Raw genomic sequence first — 17,852 nt, 5'->3', positions numbered from 1 at the left:
CTCATTAAGGCCAGAGCACAAAGATGCTCATAAACAGGTCGGATATACGGATGCAGTAATATCTTTTGTTACTAACAAATTAGCTATTGAATCTATCGAGGTGTCCATATACGGATTCACGGCGTGTAGCAGATCTATCTGCACATAAGCGAGCCGCAGGCTATTGACAGAATTTGAATGATCGACCTTCAAATCCCTATCAAACATTAGCTCAGTCAGACGCTAAGCCGTGACAACTAGAGCCCTAATGTAGTGAGGTTAGCTATGAATACCCTGGAGTGTCGACACCACCCCATCCAATACCGACAACCAATTTTCTACCGACTTATTCGTTGTCCATACAGACGAGAAACCTGACTTGCAGGGCGTTAACATCAAAGCGTGGCTTTCTCCCTCATCACTGTAGGTGATCTTTATGTACTTGAGAGGAAAAGGTTTAGCCGTGCGTGGGTAAATCCCAGATTCAATATTAGAGATTGAATTCAAGGGGATAACAAATGCGTTTTTCTGACTCTTAAATGTTATCGATTCAGCTGTCAGCGTTAGCTCACCCCTGTCGGTATAGATATAAAACCATCGACCGACAAAGGTTTGCATATGCTCTAATGTGGAGAGGTAACAGCCTTCTTGCTTTACAACATTTTCTTCCATGACTTCAATCCGTTACTTAGTCCGTTACTTAATCTATTACTTAGCCAATGCATCATTCTAAGCTAATTGCACCAATTGGCTAACTCGTGATGCATGGCCACAGTAAAGGATATTCAGTCTAGGCGCTAGTCGCCAAGCTATCACTATCGGCCTACTCGCCGGAGCGATCCCATATATTCGGCACCACACTATTCGAATACCCAGATATAAATGGCTTCTTCCCCCCGGTATCGGGGTCATAAACATGCCGCTGCACCGCACCTATGTTGGCGCCATAGACATGAATGCTGATAGATACTCCCTCCAATAGAGCATTAGAAACCCTATGGATATCGCCGATATCTGGCGAGACCAGATCGACACCGCAGACGGGTAACTCATGACTGCCGCTGGCCCGCAGACAGCTAACTTCCTCATCCAGCTCATATTCCTCACAGCGTTCGGCGCCGCGCAGCACGCCCACCATGCCCCATACCGTATGATCATGAATGGGTGTAGTCTGCCCAGGCGCCCAGACGAAGCTCACCACAGAGAAACGCTCCAGAGGATCGCAATACAGCAGATACTGCCGATAGCTCTCAGTACTTGGTTTGGCAAAGGCATGGGGTAGCCAGTCGTCATGAGCAATAAGCTCCGACAGCAGCGCCTGACCGTCGGTAAAGATACGCACCTCTTCGCTGCCGACCTGCTCGACCAGCCGGGTAAAAGACTGAATGAAATACCGCAATCTACCAATGTTTTCCATATACACACTCTACCCAAAATACTATCAATCAAGGCTAGGTGATCCGCCTTAGGCAATAAATAGGCAATAGGTCGATAGCAGATAAAAGCCAACCTATGGAAGAGTAACAGGGAGTGAGTAAGTGCGTGATACCAAACGCCGCCAAATCAATAGAGGGGAACAACTCGGAGCAAGCATACTTTTGGCCCTCGAAATCAAGGAAGCTTTCGCGGAGCCCACATGGGTGTGCTTGTGGCGTGCCAAAAGAGTGCTTACAGATGCGTCGTTCCTTCACATCTAACCCATTGGGATATGGAAAATGTCCGCTTGATGTCGGGAAGGTCACCGACCCTTTGATCACGAGATTGGGCTCTTCCATGTATCGCCCTAAAATTCCTGCCATGCCGATTGTTGAAGTCTCGCCATAGGCAAGAATATTGATCAGACCTTGATTACTCTCGGGCGAATGAGAGAACCAATAATATTACCAAGTAACTCCTTGTACATTAGCTCTATTTCTTCCTTACTTATAATTCCCCCACGTATGAGCATCTCTTGCATTTGGTCTGGCTCTTTAACGAGATAACCAGTAGAAATAAAACCATTTTTTTCATAGAAGGCTTTGCGCTTTATTCGTTGCTGATAATTTCTTGCCTGCTCATTAACTTCTTCAATGTTCAATACCATCCTTTTTTCTGGGTACAGATCACCTAAGGCATCCATGACCTTACTTCCATAGCCCTTAGAACGGATTGATGCCGTTACTGCCAAGAATTGTACAAATACAATATCTCTGTATTGAGTGAGATAGATAAGACCAATCCACTCTTCTCCATCATAAAGTACGCTAAAGCCCTTCTTACCCTTTCTCAGTTTAAAACGAAGCAGAAATGTCGGTATGCGTTGCGCACCGGGAAATGCCTCTTTATAAAGATCGATCACTTTCGAGTAGTTACCATCACTCTTATTAAACGGCCGGAAATTGATGCTCATATCTAGTACACCTAACCTTCTATAGTGCCCATGTACCTTTCTCTGCGAGCCGAGAAAAACGCCAAGTCTTAACTATCTGTAATTCATAGAACTTATCAGCATTCACTCAAACAAACCAACTGAAAAACTTGCTAGCAGCAGGTGTAGCTAAATCGAAGAGATAGAATAAGCTGGTAAAGATGCATCTGCGGACATGGATACCAGGCAAAAATCCCACTAAAACCGTGAGGTTTCCCCCCATAGTCATTTCCCTTATAATCGCCGCTCATCCGTTCAAAGGTAAGCCAAGATGTTCCATATCGCCCTCTATGAGCCAGAGATTGCCCCCAATACCGGCAATATCATCCGCCTGTGCGCCAACAACGGCTGCCAGCTACACCTTATCGAGCCTCTGGGATTCGATCTTGAAGAGAAGAAACTGCGCCGCGCCGGGCTGGACTATAGCGATCTGACCCGGGTCACCCGCCATAAGGACTTCGAGAGCTTCTTGAGCGCTATGGCCGGCAAGCGCATCATGGCCTGCACCACCAAGGGCAGTCGCCCCCACAGCGAGATCGCCTTCGAGAAGGACGATGTCTTGCTATTTGGCCCCGAGACCCGCGGCCTGCCGATGGAAATCATAGAATCTATTCCCACCAGCCAGCGCCTGCGCATCCCCATGGCCGCCAGCAGCCGCAGCCTGAATCTGTCTAACTCGGTAGCCATCATCAGCTACGAAGCCTGGCGTCAGCTCGACTATCAGGGCGCCAGCTAAACAGAGGCAGCTGAGCAGATTATCAAGTATGATCTGCTCAGGTTTTAACCACTCTCGATGGCTCAATTTGTAAAGTCCGCCATCGGCTCCCATACTCAAGCCTACATCCTCGATAAAATGGCGCCTGTTAAGCCATTGAATATCAGCACGATAGACCCAGACAGATTGAGCGTCAGCACAGAAAATGCGTATGGGCATACTCGAGAAATTCCAACAGACCATATGCGAGCATGAAGCAGAGGTCGCCGTGCTCTTTACCGGCAGTAAGACGCCTCTCTACATTATTTTGGGCCTCGCCTGTAGCCTCTTGCTGTCGCTGGCAGTGAAAAACTTTCTATTTGACCATTACCTGCTGGCGAGCCTGCTCGGCCTGTTTACCCTGTTGGTACTGATCGATGTGATCGCCCTACATAAAGGCAAGACCATACCGATCCACACCAATATCGTCGTCACCCTATTACTCATCTGCCTGGGGCTTACCATTCATCAGGTCGATATCAGCGCTATCTTCTGGGCTTTTCCCATCGCCATAGCGATTCTCTATATAGTGCCATTAAAGACGGCCATGTTCTTCTTTAGCCTCATGCTGGCCCTGGTCGGCGTAGAGACCTTCACTCAGGTGGACTCCAGCACAGCACTGAGAACCTGCGTCGCCCTCAGCTTGACCATGTTCATCTCTAGCCTGATCGCCCAACACATGCGCAGGCTGCAAAGGAGCTTAAAAGAGGAGTCGATACGCGACCCCATGACCAATGCACTGAATCGACGCCAGCTCAGCAGTCATCTGTCGAACTGCCTGGCGCGAAAACAGCGTCACGGCATAGACTCGGTGATTTTGCTACTGGATATCGATCACTTCAAACAGATCAATGACACCTATGGCCACGCCATGGGGGATCGCGTACTCAAACGGGTGACACAGACCATATTCAATCAGATCCGCGAGACGGACCTGCTCTTTAGGGTGGGCGGCGAGGAATTCATCCTCCTGATGCATGATATCGACCTGCTGTCGGCAAGGAGGGTCGCGGAAAAGCTACGCCTGAGCATCTCAGAGCAGGCCATCTTAGACCATTACCCTGTCACCGTCAGCATAGGCATCAGCATGGCGCTGCCACACATAAAAGAGGATGACTGGATAAGACAGGCCGATAGTGCCCTCTATAACGCCAAAGATGGCGGTCGCAACCGGGTGAGTTATCACGAGGTGAGCGCCTAGACGCCAGCAACCTAGGGCTATCGTAGCGCCTGTTGCTACTTGGTGGTGGAATTTATGAGGCAGGGTTTAGGGCGATGCCACGATAGACTTGATAGTCGTCATCGTCCTGATCCAGGTATTGCACCTTCTGCAGCCATAACCAGCCATCCCCCTGTGGTGCGAAGCTGAGGCGGATCAACGCCGGGCGCTGCTGCACCAAGCCCTTGCCTAGTAAGGAGAAGCCGCTCTCCTCCCGATACAGGGTAAAGAAAAGGGTCTTATCCGGGTCGACGCCGTTGAAATAGGTGAGCTTTATCTCGCCATCTCCCTCGCGAAACCACCAGGTCTCGCTCAGCGGATGGCTGGCGTGTTCGCTCACCGAGAGCGTCAGCTGACGCCGATCGCCGCTACAGAGCCCCTGCACCTGTACCGCTTTCACCTGTCCCTTGGGCCTGGAGGCCTCCCCCAGCCAGCTCCCCGCCAGTGCCTGACAGAAGGCGGGCAGGGCTATCTTGCCCGCCGAAACCGAGGGCGAGAGCAAGATAGCGGAGAATAAAATGAGCGATTTAAAATAGTTCAACATCTTGTTTCGTTTGCTGTAAATGGTTTTCTCTGTATGCATTAAGCGCCTCATGTATCGGCACGCCCTTAAGCAGCGCCGCGAACATCTGCCGTTCACAGTCCAGAGAATAATGCGCCTGTATCTCCCCTTGCAAATCTTCCCAGGCCGCCTGGGAGTGGCGCCGTTTCTCATCTCCCAACATGGCCTCCATCAGACTCAGCGCGGTGATCACATGATTAAGCCGCTGGGAGATGCGATCGTAAAACTGAAACGCCATCACCCCGCTGTCGATAGCCTGCATCAGGCTGTCGCTGTGGGCCAGAATCGCCGCTGGCGTATCGGCCGTGCCATGAAGGTGACGATTAACCTCGGTGAGATACCCGGCCATCTGGGTAAACAGCTGCCCGAGGCCGGTGACGTTATGGTCGCCATCGGTGAGCGATAGCTCTATCTGCGCCGTCGCCAATAGCAGCAGCTTGGTGGTCTCCTGCAGATGACACCAATCCGCGTCATCACACGCACAGGCATCACATGCACGGGCATCAAAACGGGTTGATATGTCTTGGGTCATGGGCATCTCCGGATAGGGCTTAACCTAGGCTTTATTAACCCTAGATGAAAGCCCATCGAAATGCGAACCGCTCGCCCGATAACGCTGGCGCCAATAGCCGATAAAAAAAGGCCCGTCAGCGTTAGCCGACGAGCCTTTATCGATTTAGCCTAACTATCTCTTATTGAGAAGGCTTACTGCGAGAAGCCGACCGCATCGATCTCCACCTGCTTCACCTCACCATACTGGGCGGCGATATCGGCGATCTTGCTGGCGTTGCCGATCAGCACGTATTGCAGCTTATCCTGAGGGAAGTAGCTCTGCACCAGACGCTGAGTCTCCGCCAGGGTCAGGCCGTCGACATTCTTCTGGAAGTCGTTGATGAAGCTGTCGTCGAAGCCATAGAGGTACATGCTCGACAGCAGGCCGGCCAGTTGCGCACTGGTCTCGAACTTAGGTGGGAACTGCCCCTTCACATAGGCCTTGGCCGAGTCCAGGGTAGGCTGATCTATCCCCGCCTGCCATAGACGTGAATAGGTCTTCAGCGCCAGATCGATCGCCTCCTTGGTGGTCTCGCTCTTGGTGAAGGTGCTGATCCTAAACACGCCCCCCTGGGAGTAAGGGGTAAAGGCCGAGCGGGCGCCATAGGTCAGCCCGGCGTTCACCCTTAACTCGTCATTGAGCCAGGAGGTGAAGCGGCCACCCAGGATAGTGTTGACCACCTGTAGCCCCACATAGTCAGGATTATTGCGGCTAATGCCCTTACCGCCGATCAGGAAGGTGGTCTCGATGGCGTCACCCTTGTTGACCAACAGCACCTTGCTTGCGTCTAGCGAAGGCTGATCTTTGGCCAGGTCTTGCTTGGCGATCGCCTCGCCGTTTTGCCAATCGCCAAATAGCTTGTCGAGCCTTGCCTTCATCTTGCCTGGCTCGAAATCGCCGACCACAGAGATGGCGACGTTTTGCGGCTGATAATAACTCTTGTGGAAGGCGCGCAGCTGGTTAACCGTCAGCTCTGCCAGAGAATCACTATTACCCGATGCCGGATTGCCATAGGGATGATCGCCAAACACCAGCTTGTCAAAGTAGCGATGGATCACCTGACGTGGGCTCTCCTTCTCCTGGGCCAGGCCCGCTATCTCACGCTGACGCAGCTTATCGAACTCGCCGCCATCGAAATCCGGCGCGCGCAGTAGATCCCGCACCAGCGGCAGCATCTTCTCTGTGTCTTTCGCCATGAAGTCGGCGTCGATGAAGCTGCCCTCTTTACCGGCGTCGGCGGCAATCGAGGCACCGAGGAAGTCGACCATCTGCTCGATATCAGACTTACTCTTGCCGTTAGCCCCCAGCAGCAGCGACTTGGCGGTCATGCTGGCCACACCCGAGGTGGTGTCCTTGACCGCACCGGCGCGCACCACGGCGCTGACGGTGATCAGCGGCACCTCGGTTTGTGGCATCAGATAGACAGTCATGCCGTTGGCCAGTTGATACTGCTCATAGGCGGGCATGCTGAAGCTGCCGGTGTCGACCGTCTGGCTACTTGTCGTCGCGGCGCAGCCCGAGAGTGCTAGGGCGCCGGCCACCATGGCCGCCGTGCCCAGCTTGGCAAAGCCTTGGGGAATCTGAGTCAATAGGGTCTTCATTGGTCACTCTCCTCTGTGGCCGCCAGTACTGCAACCGTGCGGTTAGCACGACGTAGGTAGGTTTGCGCAACACGCTGAATATCTTCAGGGGTTACCTTGTTATAGGCCTCAGGCGCGTTAAATAGCTTTTCAAAGCTACCAAAATAGAGCTCGTAAGTCCCTAAGGTATTGGCCTTGCCGTTAATGGTTTCCATGGCGCGGTAGAAGTTCATCAACTTGATATTCTTCACCTTCTCAAGCTCATCCTGGGTCACGCCTTCACGGGCGATGCGGTTGATCTCGCCTATCATGGCGCCTTCCAGCTCCTGAGCGTTAACGCCTGGGTTGGCAACGCCCATCACGTAGAAGAGGTTAGGGTCGAAGCTCATCGGCATATAGGTTTCCACCTCGATGGCCACCTGCTTCTCCACCAGGCCTTGATAGAGGCGCGAGCTGTTGCCCGTAGTCAGGATAGAAGACAACAAGTCCAGGGCGTAGTAGTCCTGGTTCGAGGTCGCCGGCACATGGTAGGCCAACATCACGTTCGGCGTGCTGACCGAGGCCTTCTGTACGAAGACGCGGCGCTCACCCTTCTGCAGCGGCTCAACCGTCTTCACCTCACGCGGTGGTGTCTGGGCAGGAATTGGCGCAAAGTACTTGTTGGCCAAGGCTTTGACTTCGTTAAGCTTCACATCACCGGCGATCACCACCACGGCGTTGTTGGGCGCATAGTAGGTCTTGTGGTACTGCACCAGATCGTCCTGGGTCCAGGCGGCGATATCCGACTCGTGACCTATGACAGACCAGCTATAAGGGTGTGCGCGAAATGCGGCGCCCTTGATCTCTTCTTGCAGAGTACGCCAGTTAGAGTTTTCCAGGCCTGTGGTGCGCTCGGAGGCGACCACGCCACGCTCACTTTCTACCATCTCAGGATTGATATCCAGATGAGCGATACGATCGGCCTCGAGATCGAAGATGGTCTCCAGCGCGTTGGCCGGGAACCAGTCGGTGTAGACGGTCAGGTTCTCTGTGGTGTAGGCGTTGTTGGCACCGCCCGCCGCTTCCATGGTGCGGTCGAACATCTTAGGACCAAACTTCTTCGAGCCATTGAACATCATGTGTTCGAAGAAGTGGGAGATCCCCGTGATGCCCGGCACCTCGTTGCGGGATCCCACCTTCCAAAATAGATACATGTTGGCATTTGGGATCGAGGCGTCTTCTAGCACCATGATTTTCATGCCATTATCTAACGTGAAGCTTTTTATGTCTTCGGCTTGAGTTGCCTGCGCCCCCATGGAGGAGAGGATTCCCCCAATGGAGAGGCACAGCGCGATAATCTTTCGCATCATCTGTCGTTCCCTCATTCGTGAGCAGATAGAATTTATCTCGATATCCGGTGGCGATTCACGCGAGCCGCCTACGTTTATTCGAGAACTATAAGAGGCGAAATTATAAATAAGATCAAGCCTGTTGTAGCAACAATCGATTAAGAGAATTGTAACTTATTGCTTTTGTGCCATGCTAAGACACAAGTATGACGATACCTAACCCGAGGGAGAGTACGCCTTGCCACAAGCCACAGAGATCGATTTAGCCTACCTAAACCGCATCAACTGCAACACAGAGGCCCAGCTGCAAGTTCTCACGCCGCTCAGGCCCATCAGGCTAAAGACCCGGCTGATCGGCATAGACCCGGACAACGCCATCATCCTCGCCTTAGGACAAGACAAATACTGGCAGGCCGCCCAGGATTACATCATCCAGGGACAAGGGGTGGTGGTGCGCCTGATCAACAGCGACGACCCCGAGGCCAACATCCTCGCCTTTCGCAGCAAGATCAAGACCCTGCTCAACAATGCCGGACGCTGGTTGGTGGTGAATTATCCCAAGGAGTTGCAGAGTGTGGCCCTGCGACAACACAGCCGCATCCCTGTCCACCTGGCCGCTTCGATACATGAGCGCACGGCAGAGGGGCACACCAGCCATGTCTGCTCCAGCGGCTACCTGCAGGATGTCTCGGTAAAAGGGGGCGCCTACATGGGCGAAGAGATAGAGGGGGGCAGCCTGAACAAGGGCTACCTTTTAGAGGTTAAATTTGAACAGACACCCGAGACGCTCAGCGTGCCCATCGTATTGAAAAATATTCAGCCGCCCGAGCCGGGGCGCAGCCAGTATCAATATGGCTTCATCTTAGACGAGACCCAAGGGGAAGAAGTGCCCAGCGACTTTGCCCAGAAGGTGATCATCAACCACCTGATGCAGCAACCTAAGAGCTAATGGCAGCCAGCTTAGTGAAGAAGACCACATCCTTGTCGATCACCTCTAACCGCCAGTTAAACTCTTTAGCGATCCACTCGAAGGTGGCGGTGCTGTAGAAACGGATATGAGTCTGATCCTGCTTGTAATGCCAGTTGGCAAAGGCGGCCTCGCCAAGTACCCGCTTGGTCATAATTGCCAGGCAGGCCCCCGGCTTCAACATGGCATCCAGGCGCTTTAACAGGGCCGAGGCATCGGCCACATGCTCTATCACCTCTGTCATGGTAATAAAGTCATATTGCTTTTCTAGCAGATTCTCGTCGGGAAAGTAGTAGAGATCATAGTTGTCCATGGCGATCCCCGCCTCGCCCGCCATCACGCTGATGGTCGGCCCCGGGCCACAGCCAAAGTCCAGCCCGCTATGATCACTGGTTAATCGCTCCCGCAGGGGTAACCAGGTGCGCCCCAGGAAACGCCGGTAGCCCTGATCCGCACTGTCGTTTTGATGGTGGTCATAAAACGCCTTCTCTTCCTCGGCACTCAAGAGGTACTCGTCGGGAACCATCACCAGCTGGCACTGCTGGCAGATCTTGTACGCTCTGTGCTTATCGCGATGAAAGCACGCCAGGTTCTCACTATGACAAAGGGGGCAATGACTCACACGATATCCAATTAACTTTGAGGTTTGGGAATTTTTCGATCTTGGGCGGCGGCTTCACGCGCCTCTTTAAGGTATTTCGACTCTCGACTCTCACGCTCGTTAAACTGACGCTGAGCCTTTTCGCGCTGCGACTCCTGCCACTCGCCCGATTGCTGACGCTCAAGCACCTCCTGCTCCCGTGCCTGAGTAGCATTGGCCGCCTTTCTGGCCTTCTCCAACTGCTCCGCCTCCGTCTGGCGAGCAATCTTGCCGGCCTCTTCGGCCTTAGGGCTCATGCGCTTATATTCTTTCGCCGCGAGATCCCAGCTCAGGCTGGTCAACAATACCAAGACGATGCAAGAAATTGAGCGAGTCAACATGACAGTTATCCTTAACCAGATGAGGGTCTGTGCAGATTCTAACACTATCGGCGCCACAAAACTGAAAAACCTCAAATCCGGCTCAGTTAAGCGATTTGTTAACAAAGATCATAAAAATGATTGAAAAACCGTGCAAATACCTATCCTTAGGTTTGAGTCTCGTTTAGATTCGCGGTATTTTTAACCCCATTGGCAAAGAGAAAACCAGCAAAGGCACCATAAGCGCTGCTCATTGCCCCATTTGCGAGCCACCTCATGGAGCACCCTATGGGCCCTTGGTTAACCAAACTGACGCAGCTTAGCAGCGCGCAGCCTGAGATTCAGCGGCAACTCGACAGTTGGCGCCGGGACGAGTACGCATGCTTAGCCATACTCAAGGGACACGCCTTCATCGGCGCCAGTCAGGGCACACTGGATTATTTCGACACCCAGCGCGACAGCTTTATCACCGCCACCCCCTACGACTTCTCGCCGCGAATTCAGGCCAGCGGCATCAACAGCATAGAAGTGGCGCAGCAACTGATAGAACGTGTGCACCAGGGCGAGGTCGTCAGCGTCAACTGGCTGCACATGAGCCAACTGGGGCGCGAGCTTCCCACCCGAGTCACCATGCTACCGGCACGCCTCGAGGAGAGTCAGGTGATCTTGGTACGTTTCGATACCGCCGATCGCCGCGCCAAACACCGAGAAAAGGTGTCCAACGGTTTCGACCGCCTGCCGGCTCAGCTGGTTTCCAGCATCTTGGAAGACAGCGCAGAGGCCGTCTACATCAGCAACCACCAGCACGAGATCATCGCGGTCAACAAGGCGATGTGTCGCATCTGTGGCTATAGCGCCGACCAACTGCTTAACAAGAGCCCGCTGGATCTACAGGGATTTTGTGAGGTCAGCAATAGGCAATCCGACTTCCTGCAGTGCCTGGAAGATCGCGGCAGCTGGCAGGGCGAGACCCTCAAGACCCGCTCCGACGGCAGCCAGTTTCCTGCTTGGGAGAGCTGCCGTAAGCTACAGATCGACGGCGAGCTCTTCTATGTCACCCTGTTCAGCGACATCAGCGCCAAGAAGCGCCTTGAGTCGCGCCTGACCGAGCAGGCCATGGTCGATACCCTAACCGGCCTACCCAACCGTCATCAGCTCAAGCAGCAACTGGATCAGGCGCTGGCGAGTGCTCAGAAGGAGAGTGGCAAGCTTGGCGCCGTCATATTCATGGATCTTAATGGCTTCAAGAATGTGAATGATTGCTTCGGCCACGCCACAGGCGACAAGGTACTGCAACTGGTGGCGGCACGCCTCGAGGCCAGCTGCATCGACAAGGCCAGCATTGCCCGCCTCGGCGGCGACGAGTTCACCTTAGTGCTGAGCGATTGCCAGGATAGAGCGGAGATAGAGGCGATCTCCCGGCAGCTACTGGCGATATTCGACGCCCCCTTCGAGATCAACAGTCAGAAATTCTTTCTGGGCACCAGCATAGGCATAGCCCTCTTCCCCGAACACAGCGATCAGGCCGCACAGCTGCTCAGCTTTGCCGACACCGCCATGTATTGCGCCAAGAAGAGCCCCAACCATGTGCTCTTCTACGACAGCCAGATGCACAGAGATGCCCAGTACAAGCTGAAGACCATCAACGACCTGCGTCATGCCTTTAACCTGAATCAGTTCCAGCTGGCCTATCAGGTGATCGTCAACCTCGATGGCAACCAGGTATTAGGGGTTGAGGCGCTGCTGCGCTGGCACAAGAGTGACGAGGAGATCATCGAGGCCAGTGACTTCGTGCCCCTGCTAGAGGAGACGGGCCTGTTGATCAACATAGGTCAGTGGGTGCTTACCACCGCCTGCGAGCAGGTCGCCAAGTGGCGCGATGAGATAGATAGGCCGCTTCAGGCCTGCGTGAATGTCTCGGCGACCCAATTGGAACACCCGGACTTTGTCCAGCAGGTGACCCGCGCCCTAATCGCCAGTGGCCTGCCTGCCACTGCCCTGGTGCTGGAGATCACCGAGTCGGCCCTGCTACGCCAACCAAAACGGGTCAAAGCCACCCTCATTCACCTCAAGGCCTTGGGCGTGCGAATCGCCATCGACGACTTCGGTGCCGGCCTCTCCTCCCTCAGCAAGCTGGGCAGCCTGCCGATAGACACGCTCAAGATAGATGCGGGCTTTGCCGAGCGACTCAACGAACCACAGGGACGCGAGCTGTGTCAGGCGATGATACAACTGGCCCAGGCACTCAAGATTCAGTTTGTGGTGGAAGGTGTCGAGACACTAGCGCAGAAACAGATACTGGCGGGGATGGGACAAGGATTTGCCCAGGGCTATTTTTATGGTTATCCGACGGCGGCGGAGCAGTTTACCAAGGCCAACTTCATCCTGCATTGAACCGATAACTGTGTCAGCGCCTCGAAGGCGATACTGCCTCCCTGCATGGACAGTAAACTGACACAGCTATCTGACCACTCTATGTTGAGTGACTCAGGCTATTAGACCCTAATTTCTCTCAGATTATCGTGATCTACTCCATAGGCTTTTCCGGTAACCCATGGCTGGTTCACAGTTTTATCATTGGGCTATTCAGGCTCATATCTCTGCCTCACAGATGCCGGCATGGCCGCTAACCTTTGCTGCACCAGGGCCGCCAAGGCATCGTGTAGTGGCGACACGTCGCAGCTCGGCTCCAGGGTTTCGATGGCCAGCGCCGCCGCCTCCAGGGTCGACAGGCTATCGTCGCGCTTGGCCTTGCGTATGGTGTACTTAGAAGGAGCATCGAGATCTAGATGTACCCCGGTAAACTCAAGCAGCCAAGGATTTAGCTGCAGCAACTTATAGGCCTTACGCCAAGTGCCGTCGAGCAGCAACAAGATCGCATCATGGTGCTGCACCGACGCCTCGAGCGGCTGGCTGGTTTCGCTGGGGTAGAGCAGATACACGGGCCGGGATTGCGCCTTTAGGTAGTCCCTCAGTTCGGTAAAATCCTCGGGGCTCTCCCCTACCACTAAGCGCAATTTATCTCCCATCACTGCCTGCATCAGCTTGACGCTGTTCTTGGCATGAGACACCTCGCTGGGGTGTTGCAACACTATCAACTCGACACGGGTCGAGAGTGGCCGAATGCTGTCACACAGGCAGGCATTGACTGGATATTGGCATTGGGGGCAAACGGGACGACTCACGAGATCCTCACTAGTTAGCAGGCTTGGCCTTAGTGTAACGCCTTTGATGGCATAAGTATGTCATGTGCCGAATGACAATTGGCCACTTACCTGATTAAGGAAACAAAAAAAGCCTGCATTGAGGTCACTAATGCAGGCTAAAAGGGTGTTGCTAATGGATCAGGTTGCGCCTATCAGTGGGCGTGGCGTTCCTGGTGCCAGGTATCTAGACGGCTCATATTCATGGCCACCAGCAGCAGGCTCGCCAGGCCACCCATGACGACCACCACGGCATAAGGCGCCGCCAGGTCGGTCTGCTGGATCAGGCCTGCCAGAATCGAGGCGCCACTCATCTGAATAAAGCCCAGCATGGCGGTTGCGGTGCCGGCGCGCTCACCAAAGCCCGCCAGAGCCATGCTGGTCGCAGGACCAAGCAGCAGGGCGAAGCCGATACACAAGAGCATCATGGGCAACATGAAACCGAAGGCGGCCGCGAGTCCGGTCTGTGGGCCGGCCCACTGCATCGCAAGTTGTAACAGGGCCGAGACCAACAAGGCGCTCAGGGCGAGAATCACGGTCGGGCGGTTGCCCAGCTTCTGAATCACCACAGGTGCCGCGAAACAGGCGCCGATGTTCACCAGAGCATTGAGACCAAACAGACCGCTGAAGGTCAGCTCAGACACGCCGATAGTCTCGATGAGCCATACAGGCGAATAGGACACATAGGTCAAAATGGCGGCCATGCCCGCCATACAGGCGAAGGCATAAAACATGAAATGCGCATCCATCAGCACAGGCTTATAGCGCGACCAGCGATAGAGGCCCCCTTGGGTCACTGTGTTGGCCGGACGTGTCTCGGGCAGGCGATAGCCGACGATGATCATTATGATGATGGCATACAGCGTCATAAACACGAAGGTAGAGCGCCAGCCAAATTGCAGCGCCAGCAGACCACCTAGGGTCGGTGCCAGTGCCGGGATCACACAGATCACACCGTTAAGATAGCTGTAGTAGCGGGCGCCCTCTTTAGGAGTGAAACAGTCTCTGACGGCACTGAATACCACGATAGAGGTCGAGCAGGCCGCTAAGCCCTGCAGCACGCGAGCCAGTTGCAGCCAATGAAAGTCCATCGCCACCGCGGCCAACAGACTGCTGGCGATATAGAGCAGCAGGCCTCCCAGCGCTATGGGGCGACGCCCGAAGCGATCCGCCAGCGGACCGATCAGAACCTGACCGACCCCCATGGCAAACAGAAACAGCACCAGCGTCGACTGCACCTGACTGGCCGACACGGAAAATTCGGCCGCCATCACGGGCATAGAGGGCAGATAGATATCTATGGCTAGGGGGCTCAAGACCACCATAGACATGAGTATGGGTAACAGGTTCCGACGCATATTTCTCTAATTTTATGTAGGGGTAAGGGTAATGAGGCTTATTTTAGACCAGCCAAGTTATGAACAGAAATGGTATAATTTCAAAAGCTAATTTCCAGTAAGGAATATCTAATGAATCTCGACAACCTGGCGCGTATCGATCTCAACCTCTTGGTCATGTTACAGGTGCTACTGGAGGAGCGCAGCGTGACCCGCGCCGCCAGCCGCCTGCATCTGAGTCAATCGGCCCTGAGCAAGAGCCTCAACCGGCTGCGCGATACCTTAGGTGATCCCCTGTTTATCCGCACCGCCCACGGCCTCAAGCCCACCGCCCACGCGGCCCTGCTGGGCCAGCAATTGCCGGACATGTTGCAGGGGCTCTACCAGCTGACTCAGCCACCGAGTTTCAATCCCGCTAGCAGTCGGCGTCAGTTCTCCTTTGCCATGGTCGAGAGTGCCTACGAGACGCTGCTCCCCTACTTCATCGGCCCATTGCTCAACAATGCGCCCAACCTCAGGCTGGACTCCTATCTGTGGACCGAGAAATCCCTCTCCTCCTTACAGAAGGGGCAGATCGATTTCGGCATCACGGGACGGGACATCAACCCCCAGTCGGATCTCATCATCGACAGGCTGCCGGAAGGGATCGCTCATCAGACTCTGTTTACCGATCATCAGGTCTGCCTGGTACGCCAAGGCCACCCCATGCTGCCGGCCATCAGGAATCATCAGTGGGATCTCGATATCTATCTTGAGATGTCCCATGTGCAGGTGCGCTGCGAGGGTAACGAATGGTGGGCGCTGGACTACTTCCTGGCAAAATCTGGCCACAGGCGACACCTGAGTACCACGGTACCGGACTTCTATGGCGCAGCCAGCGTATGCGCCCATAGCGATCTTATCTTTACCTTGCCTTCCAGCTTCGCCGCCCACGCCCGCAAGCTCTATGCGCTGGAGGAGTTGCCACTGCCATTCGATTTCCACTCGCTGGCCTATGTGTTGCTATGGCACGAGCGCAACGACGACGAACCGGGGCACAAGTGGATCCGCGAGACCATCTGTAAGCGTGTCGCCCAGGCCGTTAATCTGCCCGAGGATGCGTTATCGGTATCCGGTTCAGCTTAGGTTAACCTTGCTCCGGCTAACATTAAGTTGTTCGAGACATTTGGTAACAGTTAACAAAGAAGATTAAACGAATTTAACGTGATCTCATGGGGCGAATATGTGCACAATCGAGCCATCAACGCAGGGACTATTGAACAGAGATTAAGCCTGAAAGATAAAGAGTCCCTAGGGAGAAACTATGATTTATCAACAATTTCAACAGACACCTTTCCAGCATAGGTTCTCGGGTACTAAGGGCTGGATGGCCTTCGCGATCGGTTTAGTGGTAATGACATTGGTCTTGCTAGCGCTCCCCTTTGTCATTCTTGTCGGCGCCTTAAGTTTCATCATCCTGAGCCTGTTTGGCCGGGTCTTTCTTAAGCGCCAGCTGGCCAAGTTCCGCCAGCAGGGGAATGCCGCCTTCGGCGCGCAGACACAAGGTTTTGACCAAAAGGGGTTTTCGTCGCGGCCGTTTGAGACCGCTTCGCCCTTTGGCAAGGCCCAAGCCCCACGTCAGGGTCGCACCTTCGAGCACGACCCTAACGAGTAATCTCGCTCGCCACCCGCGGCCTTGCCAACAAAGCGGCAAACACTTCCCAGGCCTGTGCACTGTCACGGGCCTTTCTCGTAACATATTCCCCGACGCTTGCCTCGCCGTGATGATAGTTGATCGCATAGCTACGATTAGCCTGATAGAAACGCACCCGCTGGGCCGCCTTCTCAGGCGTGTAGAGGGCAAATTCCACTAGCAATCGCGCCGCCTCCTCGCGAGTTATCTCGCCGTCGATCAATTGTCTGCACACCAGAGTATCCAGATTAGCCAGGGCTTTATAGGCTTCCATCACCTCATGATAATGCCGCAGATCCCCCTCTATCCCCGCCATGGGCATCAACACCCGCTGCTCGAAATCGATTCTCTCCTCCTTGGTCATCAGCAGCGACAGCCCATAGTTGGCGCTGCCTTCGGAGAGAAATGAGATGGGACTATAGAGGGGGTAGATGGCATATTCCCACCAGCCAAGCCCCTTCACCAGTTCACGCTCCTGCAACAGATTGAACACATGATGCCCCGGATAGCCCTCGTGACTGGCCAGATCAAGGGCACGCTCAAGATGCAAGGGATGGTCTTGATTGAGCTGGATCAGGCTGGCGTAATTTCCCTGGTACCAGTTATAGGCGGTCCAAATCTGATCTTTAACGAACTCGACCCTGAACTGCTCCCCTTCCGGAAGGGCCAGATGGCGCTTAGTCAACAGCCTCGCCTGCTCCACCGCGGCGGTGAACACCTGAGACACTCTGTCGGCCGGCACGATAAACTGGCTTCTGTAGGCGTCAAACCGCTTAGTCAGACTCCCCTCTCCCGGCAGCAGGTTATCTAGTTTGGCGAGTACCTCACTAAAATCGCTAAGACTATGCCCTGGCGCCCTGGTGTCATATAAGGCCTGTGATTCGGCGTCGAAACTCAGGCGCTGCCCCATCGAGCGCTTTAGATAGACAGCTACCGAAGCGAGTTGCTTAAATAAAAAATAGTGGCGATCCCGTAGCGACTGACATGGCAAGCCATGACGCGCCTGTTCAAGCCGAGACAGGAGGTCCGCGCTATGTTCTGCCAGAGTATCAAGCGACAAGCCCTGAGCTTGAGCCTCTGCCCGCCACTCAGCCGGCCCATAATAGGCATCCACATAGAGGGGATCATGATGGCCGATGGCCAGCACCAGCTTGACGTAGGCCGCCGCCAATTGATTAAGAGTGTGGTTGTGTTCAATGCACCGCGTCACGCAAACATCTAGGTGACAGAATTGACAGCTAACGGATTGGCTTTCGGATTGGGGCTGTGACAAGGCGACTCCACACCGGCTGAGAACAGAGGCGCACATTTAGCCACAAATGGATATTGTA

The 17,852-nt window shown here is 54.2% G+C and carries 18 protein-coding genes; 6 read left to right on the top strand and 12 right to left on the bottom strand.

The features are described from left to right. Positions 1 to 258: 258 nt before the first annotated feature. From L2731_RS15405 to L2731_RS15395, 3 genes are all read right to left on the bottom strand, one after another. A complete protein-coding gene (locus L2731_RS15405) occupies positions 259 to 651 on the bottom strand; it encodes a hypothetical protein (RefSeq protein WP_249254122.1) in 393 nt (130 codons plus the stop codon). Positions 652 to 802: 151 nt separating this feature from the next. Continuing rightward, positions 803 to 1,396 carry a cysteine dioxygenase family protein gene (locus L2731_RS15400; protein ID WP_249254120.1) on the bottom strand — a complete coding sequence of 198 codons (594 nt, stop codon included), beginning with the start codon at positions 1,394 to 1,396 and terminating at the stop codon, positions 803 to 805. A 420-nt stretch (positions 1,397 to 1,816) separates the two neighbouring features. Then, positions 1,817 to 2,368, bottom strand: coding sequence for a GNAT family N-acetyltransferase (locus L2731_RS15395; protein ID WP_249254118.1), 552 nt, complete (start codon positions 2,366 to 2,368; stop codon positions 1,817 to 1,819). Between the two features lie 289 nt (positions 2,369 to 2,657). On the opposite strand from L2731_RS15395, the gene trmL reads away from it, so the two are divergent. Continuing rightward, on the top strand, positions 2,658 to 3,122 hold the full coding sequence (gene trmL, locus L2731_RS15390; protein ID WP_249254116.1) for a tRNA (uridine(34)/cytosine(34)/5-carboxymethylaminomethyluridine(34)-2'-O)-methyltransferase TrmL: 465 nt from the start codon (positions 2,658 to 2,660) through the stop codon (positions 3,120 to 3,122). A gap of 190 nt (positions 3,123 to 3,312) precedes the next feature. Beyond that, positions 3,313 to 4,341, top strand: a complete 1,029-nt coding sequence (locus L2731_RS15385; protein WP_249254114.1) for a GGDEF domain-containing protein — start codon at positions 3,313 to 3,315, stop codon at positions 4,339 to 4,341. Between the two features lie 52 nt (positions 4,342 to 4,393). On the opposite strand, the gene L2731_RS15380 is transcribed toward L2731_RS15385, so the two are convergent. The 4 genes from L2731_RS15380 to L2731_RS15365 all read right to left on the bottom strand — a co-directional run bounded on the left by L2731_RS15380 (position 4,394) and on the right by L2731_RS15365 (position 8,403). Next, positions 4,394 to 4,903, bottom strand: a complete 510-nt coding sequence (locus tag L2731_RS15380) for a hypothetical protein (protein WP_249254112.1) — start codon at positions 4,901 to 4,903, stop codon at positions 4,394 to 4,396. Beyond that, positions 4,887 to 5,453 carry a hypothetical protein gene (locus L2731_RS15375; protein ID WP_249254110.1) on the bottom strand — a complete coding sequence of 189 codons (567 nt, stop codon included), beginning with the start codon at positions 5,451 to 5,453 and terminating at the stop codon, positions 4,887 to 4,889. The genes L2731_RS15380 and L2731_RS15375 overlap by 17 nt, the downstream gene beginning before the upstream one ends. A 173-nt stretch (positions 5,454 to 5,626) precedes the next feature. Further along, on the bottom strand, positions 5,627 to 7,018 hold the full coding sequence (locus L2731_RS15370; protein WP_415837041.1) for a M16 family metallopeptidase: 1,392 nt from the start codon (positions 7,016 to 7,018) through the stop codon (positions 5,627 to 5,629). Positions 7,019 to 7,071: 53 nt separating this feature from the next. Beyond that, positions 7,072 to 8,403, bottom strand: a complete 1,332-nt coding sequence (locus L2731_RS15365) for a M16 family metallopeptidase (protein ID WP_239853507.1) — start codon at positions 8,401 to 8,403, stop codon at positions 7,072 to 7,074. A 217-nt stretch (positions 8,404 to 8,620) separates the two neighbouring features. Here L2731_RS15365 and L2731_RS15360 point away from each other — a divergent pair, with 217 nt between their 5' ends. Next, on the top strand, positions 8,621 to 9,331 hold the full coding sequence (locus L2731_RS15360) for a flagellar brake domain-containing protein (protein ID WP_249254106.1): 711 nt from the start codon (positions 8,621 to 8,623) through the stop codon (positions 9,329 to 9,331). On the opposite strand, the gene L2731_RS15355 is transcribed toward L2731_RS15360, so the two are convergent. Together L2731_RS15355 and L2731_RS15350 are read right to left on the bottom strand one after the other, a co-directional pair. Next, the gene (locus L2731_RS15355; protein WP_249254104.1) at positions 9,321 to 9,971 is read right to left on the bottom strand and encodes a class I SAM-dependent methyltransferase; all 651 of its coding nucleotides are present in this window, start codon (positions 9,969 to 9,971) and stop codon (positions 9,321 to 9,323) included. The two genes, L2731_RS15360 and L2731_RS15355, sit on opposite strands and share 11 nt — an antisense overlap. 11 nt (positions 9,972 to 9,982) lie before the next feature. Next, positions 9,983 to 10,330 carry a hypothetical protein gene (locus tag L2731_RS15350; RefSeq protein WP_249254102.1) on the bottom strand — a complete coding sequence of 116 codons (348 nt, stop codon included), beginning with the start codon at positions 10,328 to 10,330 and terminating at the stop codon, positions 9,983 to 9,985. A 267-nt stretch (positions 10,331 to 10,597) separates the two neighbouring features. On the opposite strand from L2731_RS15350, the gene L2731_RS15345 reads away from it, so the two are divergent. Further along, positions 10,598 to 12,703 carry a putative bifunctional diguanylate cyclase/phosphodiesterase gene (locus tag L2731_RS15345; RefSeq protein WP_239853514.1) on the top strand — a complete coding sequence of 702 codons (2,106 nt, stop codon included), beginning with the start codon at positions 10,598 to 10,600 and terminating at the stop codon, positions 12,701 to 12,703. A 188-nt stretch (positions 12,704 to 12,891) separates the two neighbouring features. On the opposite strand, the gene L2731_RS15340 is transcribed toward L2731_RS15345, so the two are convergent. Both L2731_RS15340 and L2731_RS15335 read right to left on the bottom strand, forming a co-directional pair. Next, on the bottom strand, positions 12,892 to 13,494 hold the full coding sequence (locus L2731_RS15340) for a tRNA-uridine aminocarboxypropyltransferase (RefSeq protein ID WP_249254100.1): 603 nt from the start codon (positions 13,492 to 13,494) through the stop codon (positions 12,892 to 12,894). Between the two features lie 173 nt (positions 13,495 to 13,667). Next, complete coding sequence (locus tag L2731_RS15335; protein ID WP_249254098.1) at positions 13,668 to 14,870, bottom strand: multidrug effflux MFS transporter; 1,203 nt, start codon at positions 14,868 to 14,870, stop codon at positions 13,668 to 13,670. Positions 14,871 to 14,981: 111 nt separating this feature from the next. On the opposite strand from L2731_RS15335, the gene L2731_RS15330 reads away from it, so the two are divergent. After that, on the top strand, positions 14,982 to 15,974 hold the full coding sequence (locus L2731_RS15330; protein WP_249254096.1) for a LysR substrate-binding domain-containing protein: 993 nt from the start codon (positions 14,982 to 14,984) through the stop codon (positions 15,972 to 15,974). Between the two features lie 178 nt (positions 15,975 to 16,152). Continuing rightward, positions 16,153 to 16,503, top strand: coding sequence for a hypothetical protein (locus L2731_RS15325; RefSeq protein ID WP_249254094.1), 351 nt, complete (start codon positions 16,153 to 16,155; stop codon positions 16,501 to 16,503). Here L2731_RS15325 and L2731_RS15320 read toward each other — a convergent pair. Next, on the bottom strand, positions 16,493 to 17,731 hold the full coding sequence (locus L2731_RS15320) for a hypothetical protein (RefSeq protein ID WP_249254092.1): 1,239 nt from the start codon (positions 17,729 to 17,731) through the stop codon (positions 16,493 to 16,495). The two genes, L2731_RS15325 and L2731_RS15320, sit on opposite strands and share 11 nt — an antisense overlap. Between the last annotated feature and the right edge of the window lie 121 nt (positions 17,732 to 17,852).

The sequence above is a fragment of the Shewanella aquimarina genome (assembly GCF_023349185.1).
Taxonomy (GTDB): domain Bacteria; phylum Pseudomonadota; class Gammaproteobacteria; order Enterobacterales; family Shewanellaceae; genus Shewanella; species Shewanella aquimarina.
This window is presented reverse-complemented; position numbering and strand designations above follow the sequence as displayed.

Bases quoted from the DNA above. Each gene is read 5' to 3' on its own strand.
- trmL (WP_249254116.1), top strand. From the start codon at position 2,658: ATGTTCCATATCGCCCTCTATGAGCCAGAGATTGCCCCCAATACCGGC.
- L2731_RS15335 (WP_249254098.1), bottom strand. From the start codon at position 14,870: ATGCGTCGGAACCTGTTACCCATACTCATGTCTATGGTGGTCTTGAGC.
- L2731_RS15350 (WP_249254102.1), bottom strand. From the start codon at position 10,330: ATGTTGACTCGCTCAATTTCTTGCATCGTCTTGGTATTGTTGACCAGC.
- L2731_RS15325 (WP_249254094.1), top strand. From the start codon at position 16,153: ATGATTTATCAACAATTTCAACAGACACCTTTCCAGCATAGGTTCTCG.
- L2731_RS15405 (WP_249254122.1), bottom strand. From the start codon at position 651: ATGGAAGAAAATGTTGTAAAGCAAGAAGGCTGTTACCTCTCCACATTA.
- L2731_RS15395 (WP_249254118.1), bottom strand. From the start codon at position 2,368: ATGAGCATCAATTTCCGGCCGTTTAATAAGAGTGATGGTAACTACTCG.
- L2731_RS15385 (WP_249254114.1), top strand. From the start codon at position 3,313: ATGGGCATACTCGAGAAATTCCAACAGACCATATGCGAGCATGAAGCA.
- L2731_RS15370 (WP_415837041.1), bottom strand. From the start codon at position 7,018: ATGGTGGCCGGCGCCCTAGCACTCTCGGGCTGCGCCGCGACGACAAGT.
- L2731_RS15345 (WP_239853514.1), top strand. From the start codon at position 10,598: ATGGGCCCTTGGTTAACCAAACTGACGCAGCTTAGCAGCGCGCAGCCT.
- L2731_RS15380 (WP_249254112.1), bottom strand. From the start codon at position 4,903: ATGTTGAACTATTTTAAATCGCTCATTTTATTCTCCGCTATCTTGCTC.
- L2731_RS15400 (WP_249254120.1), bottom strand. From the start codon at position 1,396: ATGGAAAACATTGGTAGATTGCGGTATTTCATTCAGTCTTTTACCCGG.
- L2731_RS15330 (WP_249254096.1), top strand. From the start codon at position 14,982: ATGAATCTCGACAACCTGGCGCGTATCGATCTCAACCTCTTGGTCATG.
- L2731_RS15365 (WP_239853507.1), bottom strand. From the start codon at position 8,403: ATGATGCGAAAGATTATCGCGCTGTGCCTCTCCATTGGGGGAATCCTC.
- L2731_RS15375 (WP_249254110.1), bottom strand. From the start codon at position 5,453: ATGACCCAAGACATATCAACCCGTTTTGATGCCCGTGCATGTGATGCC.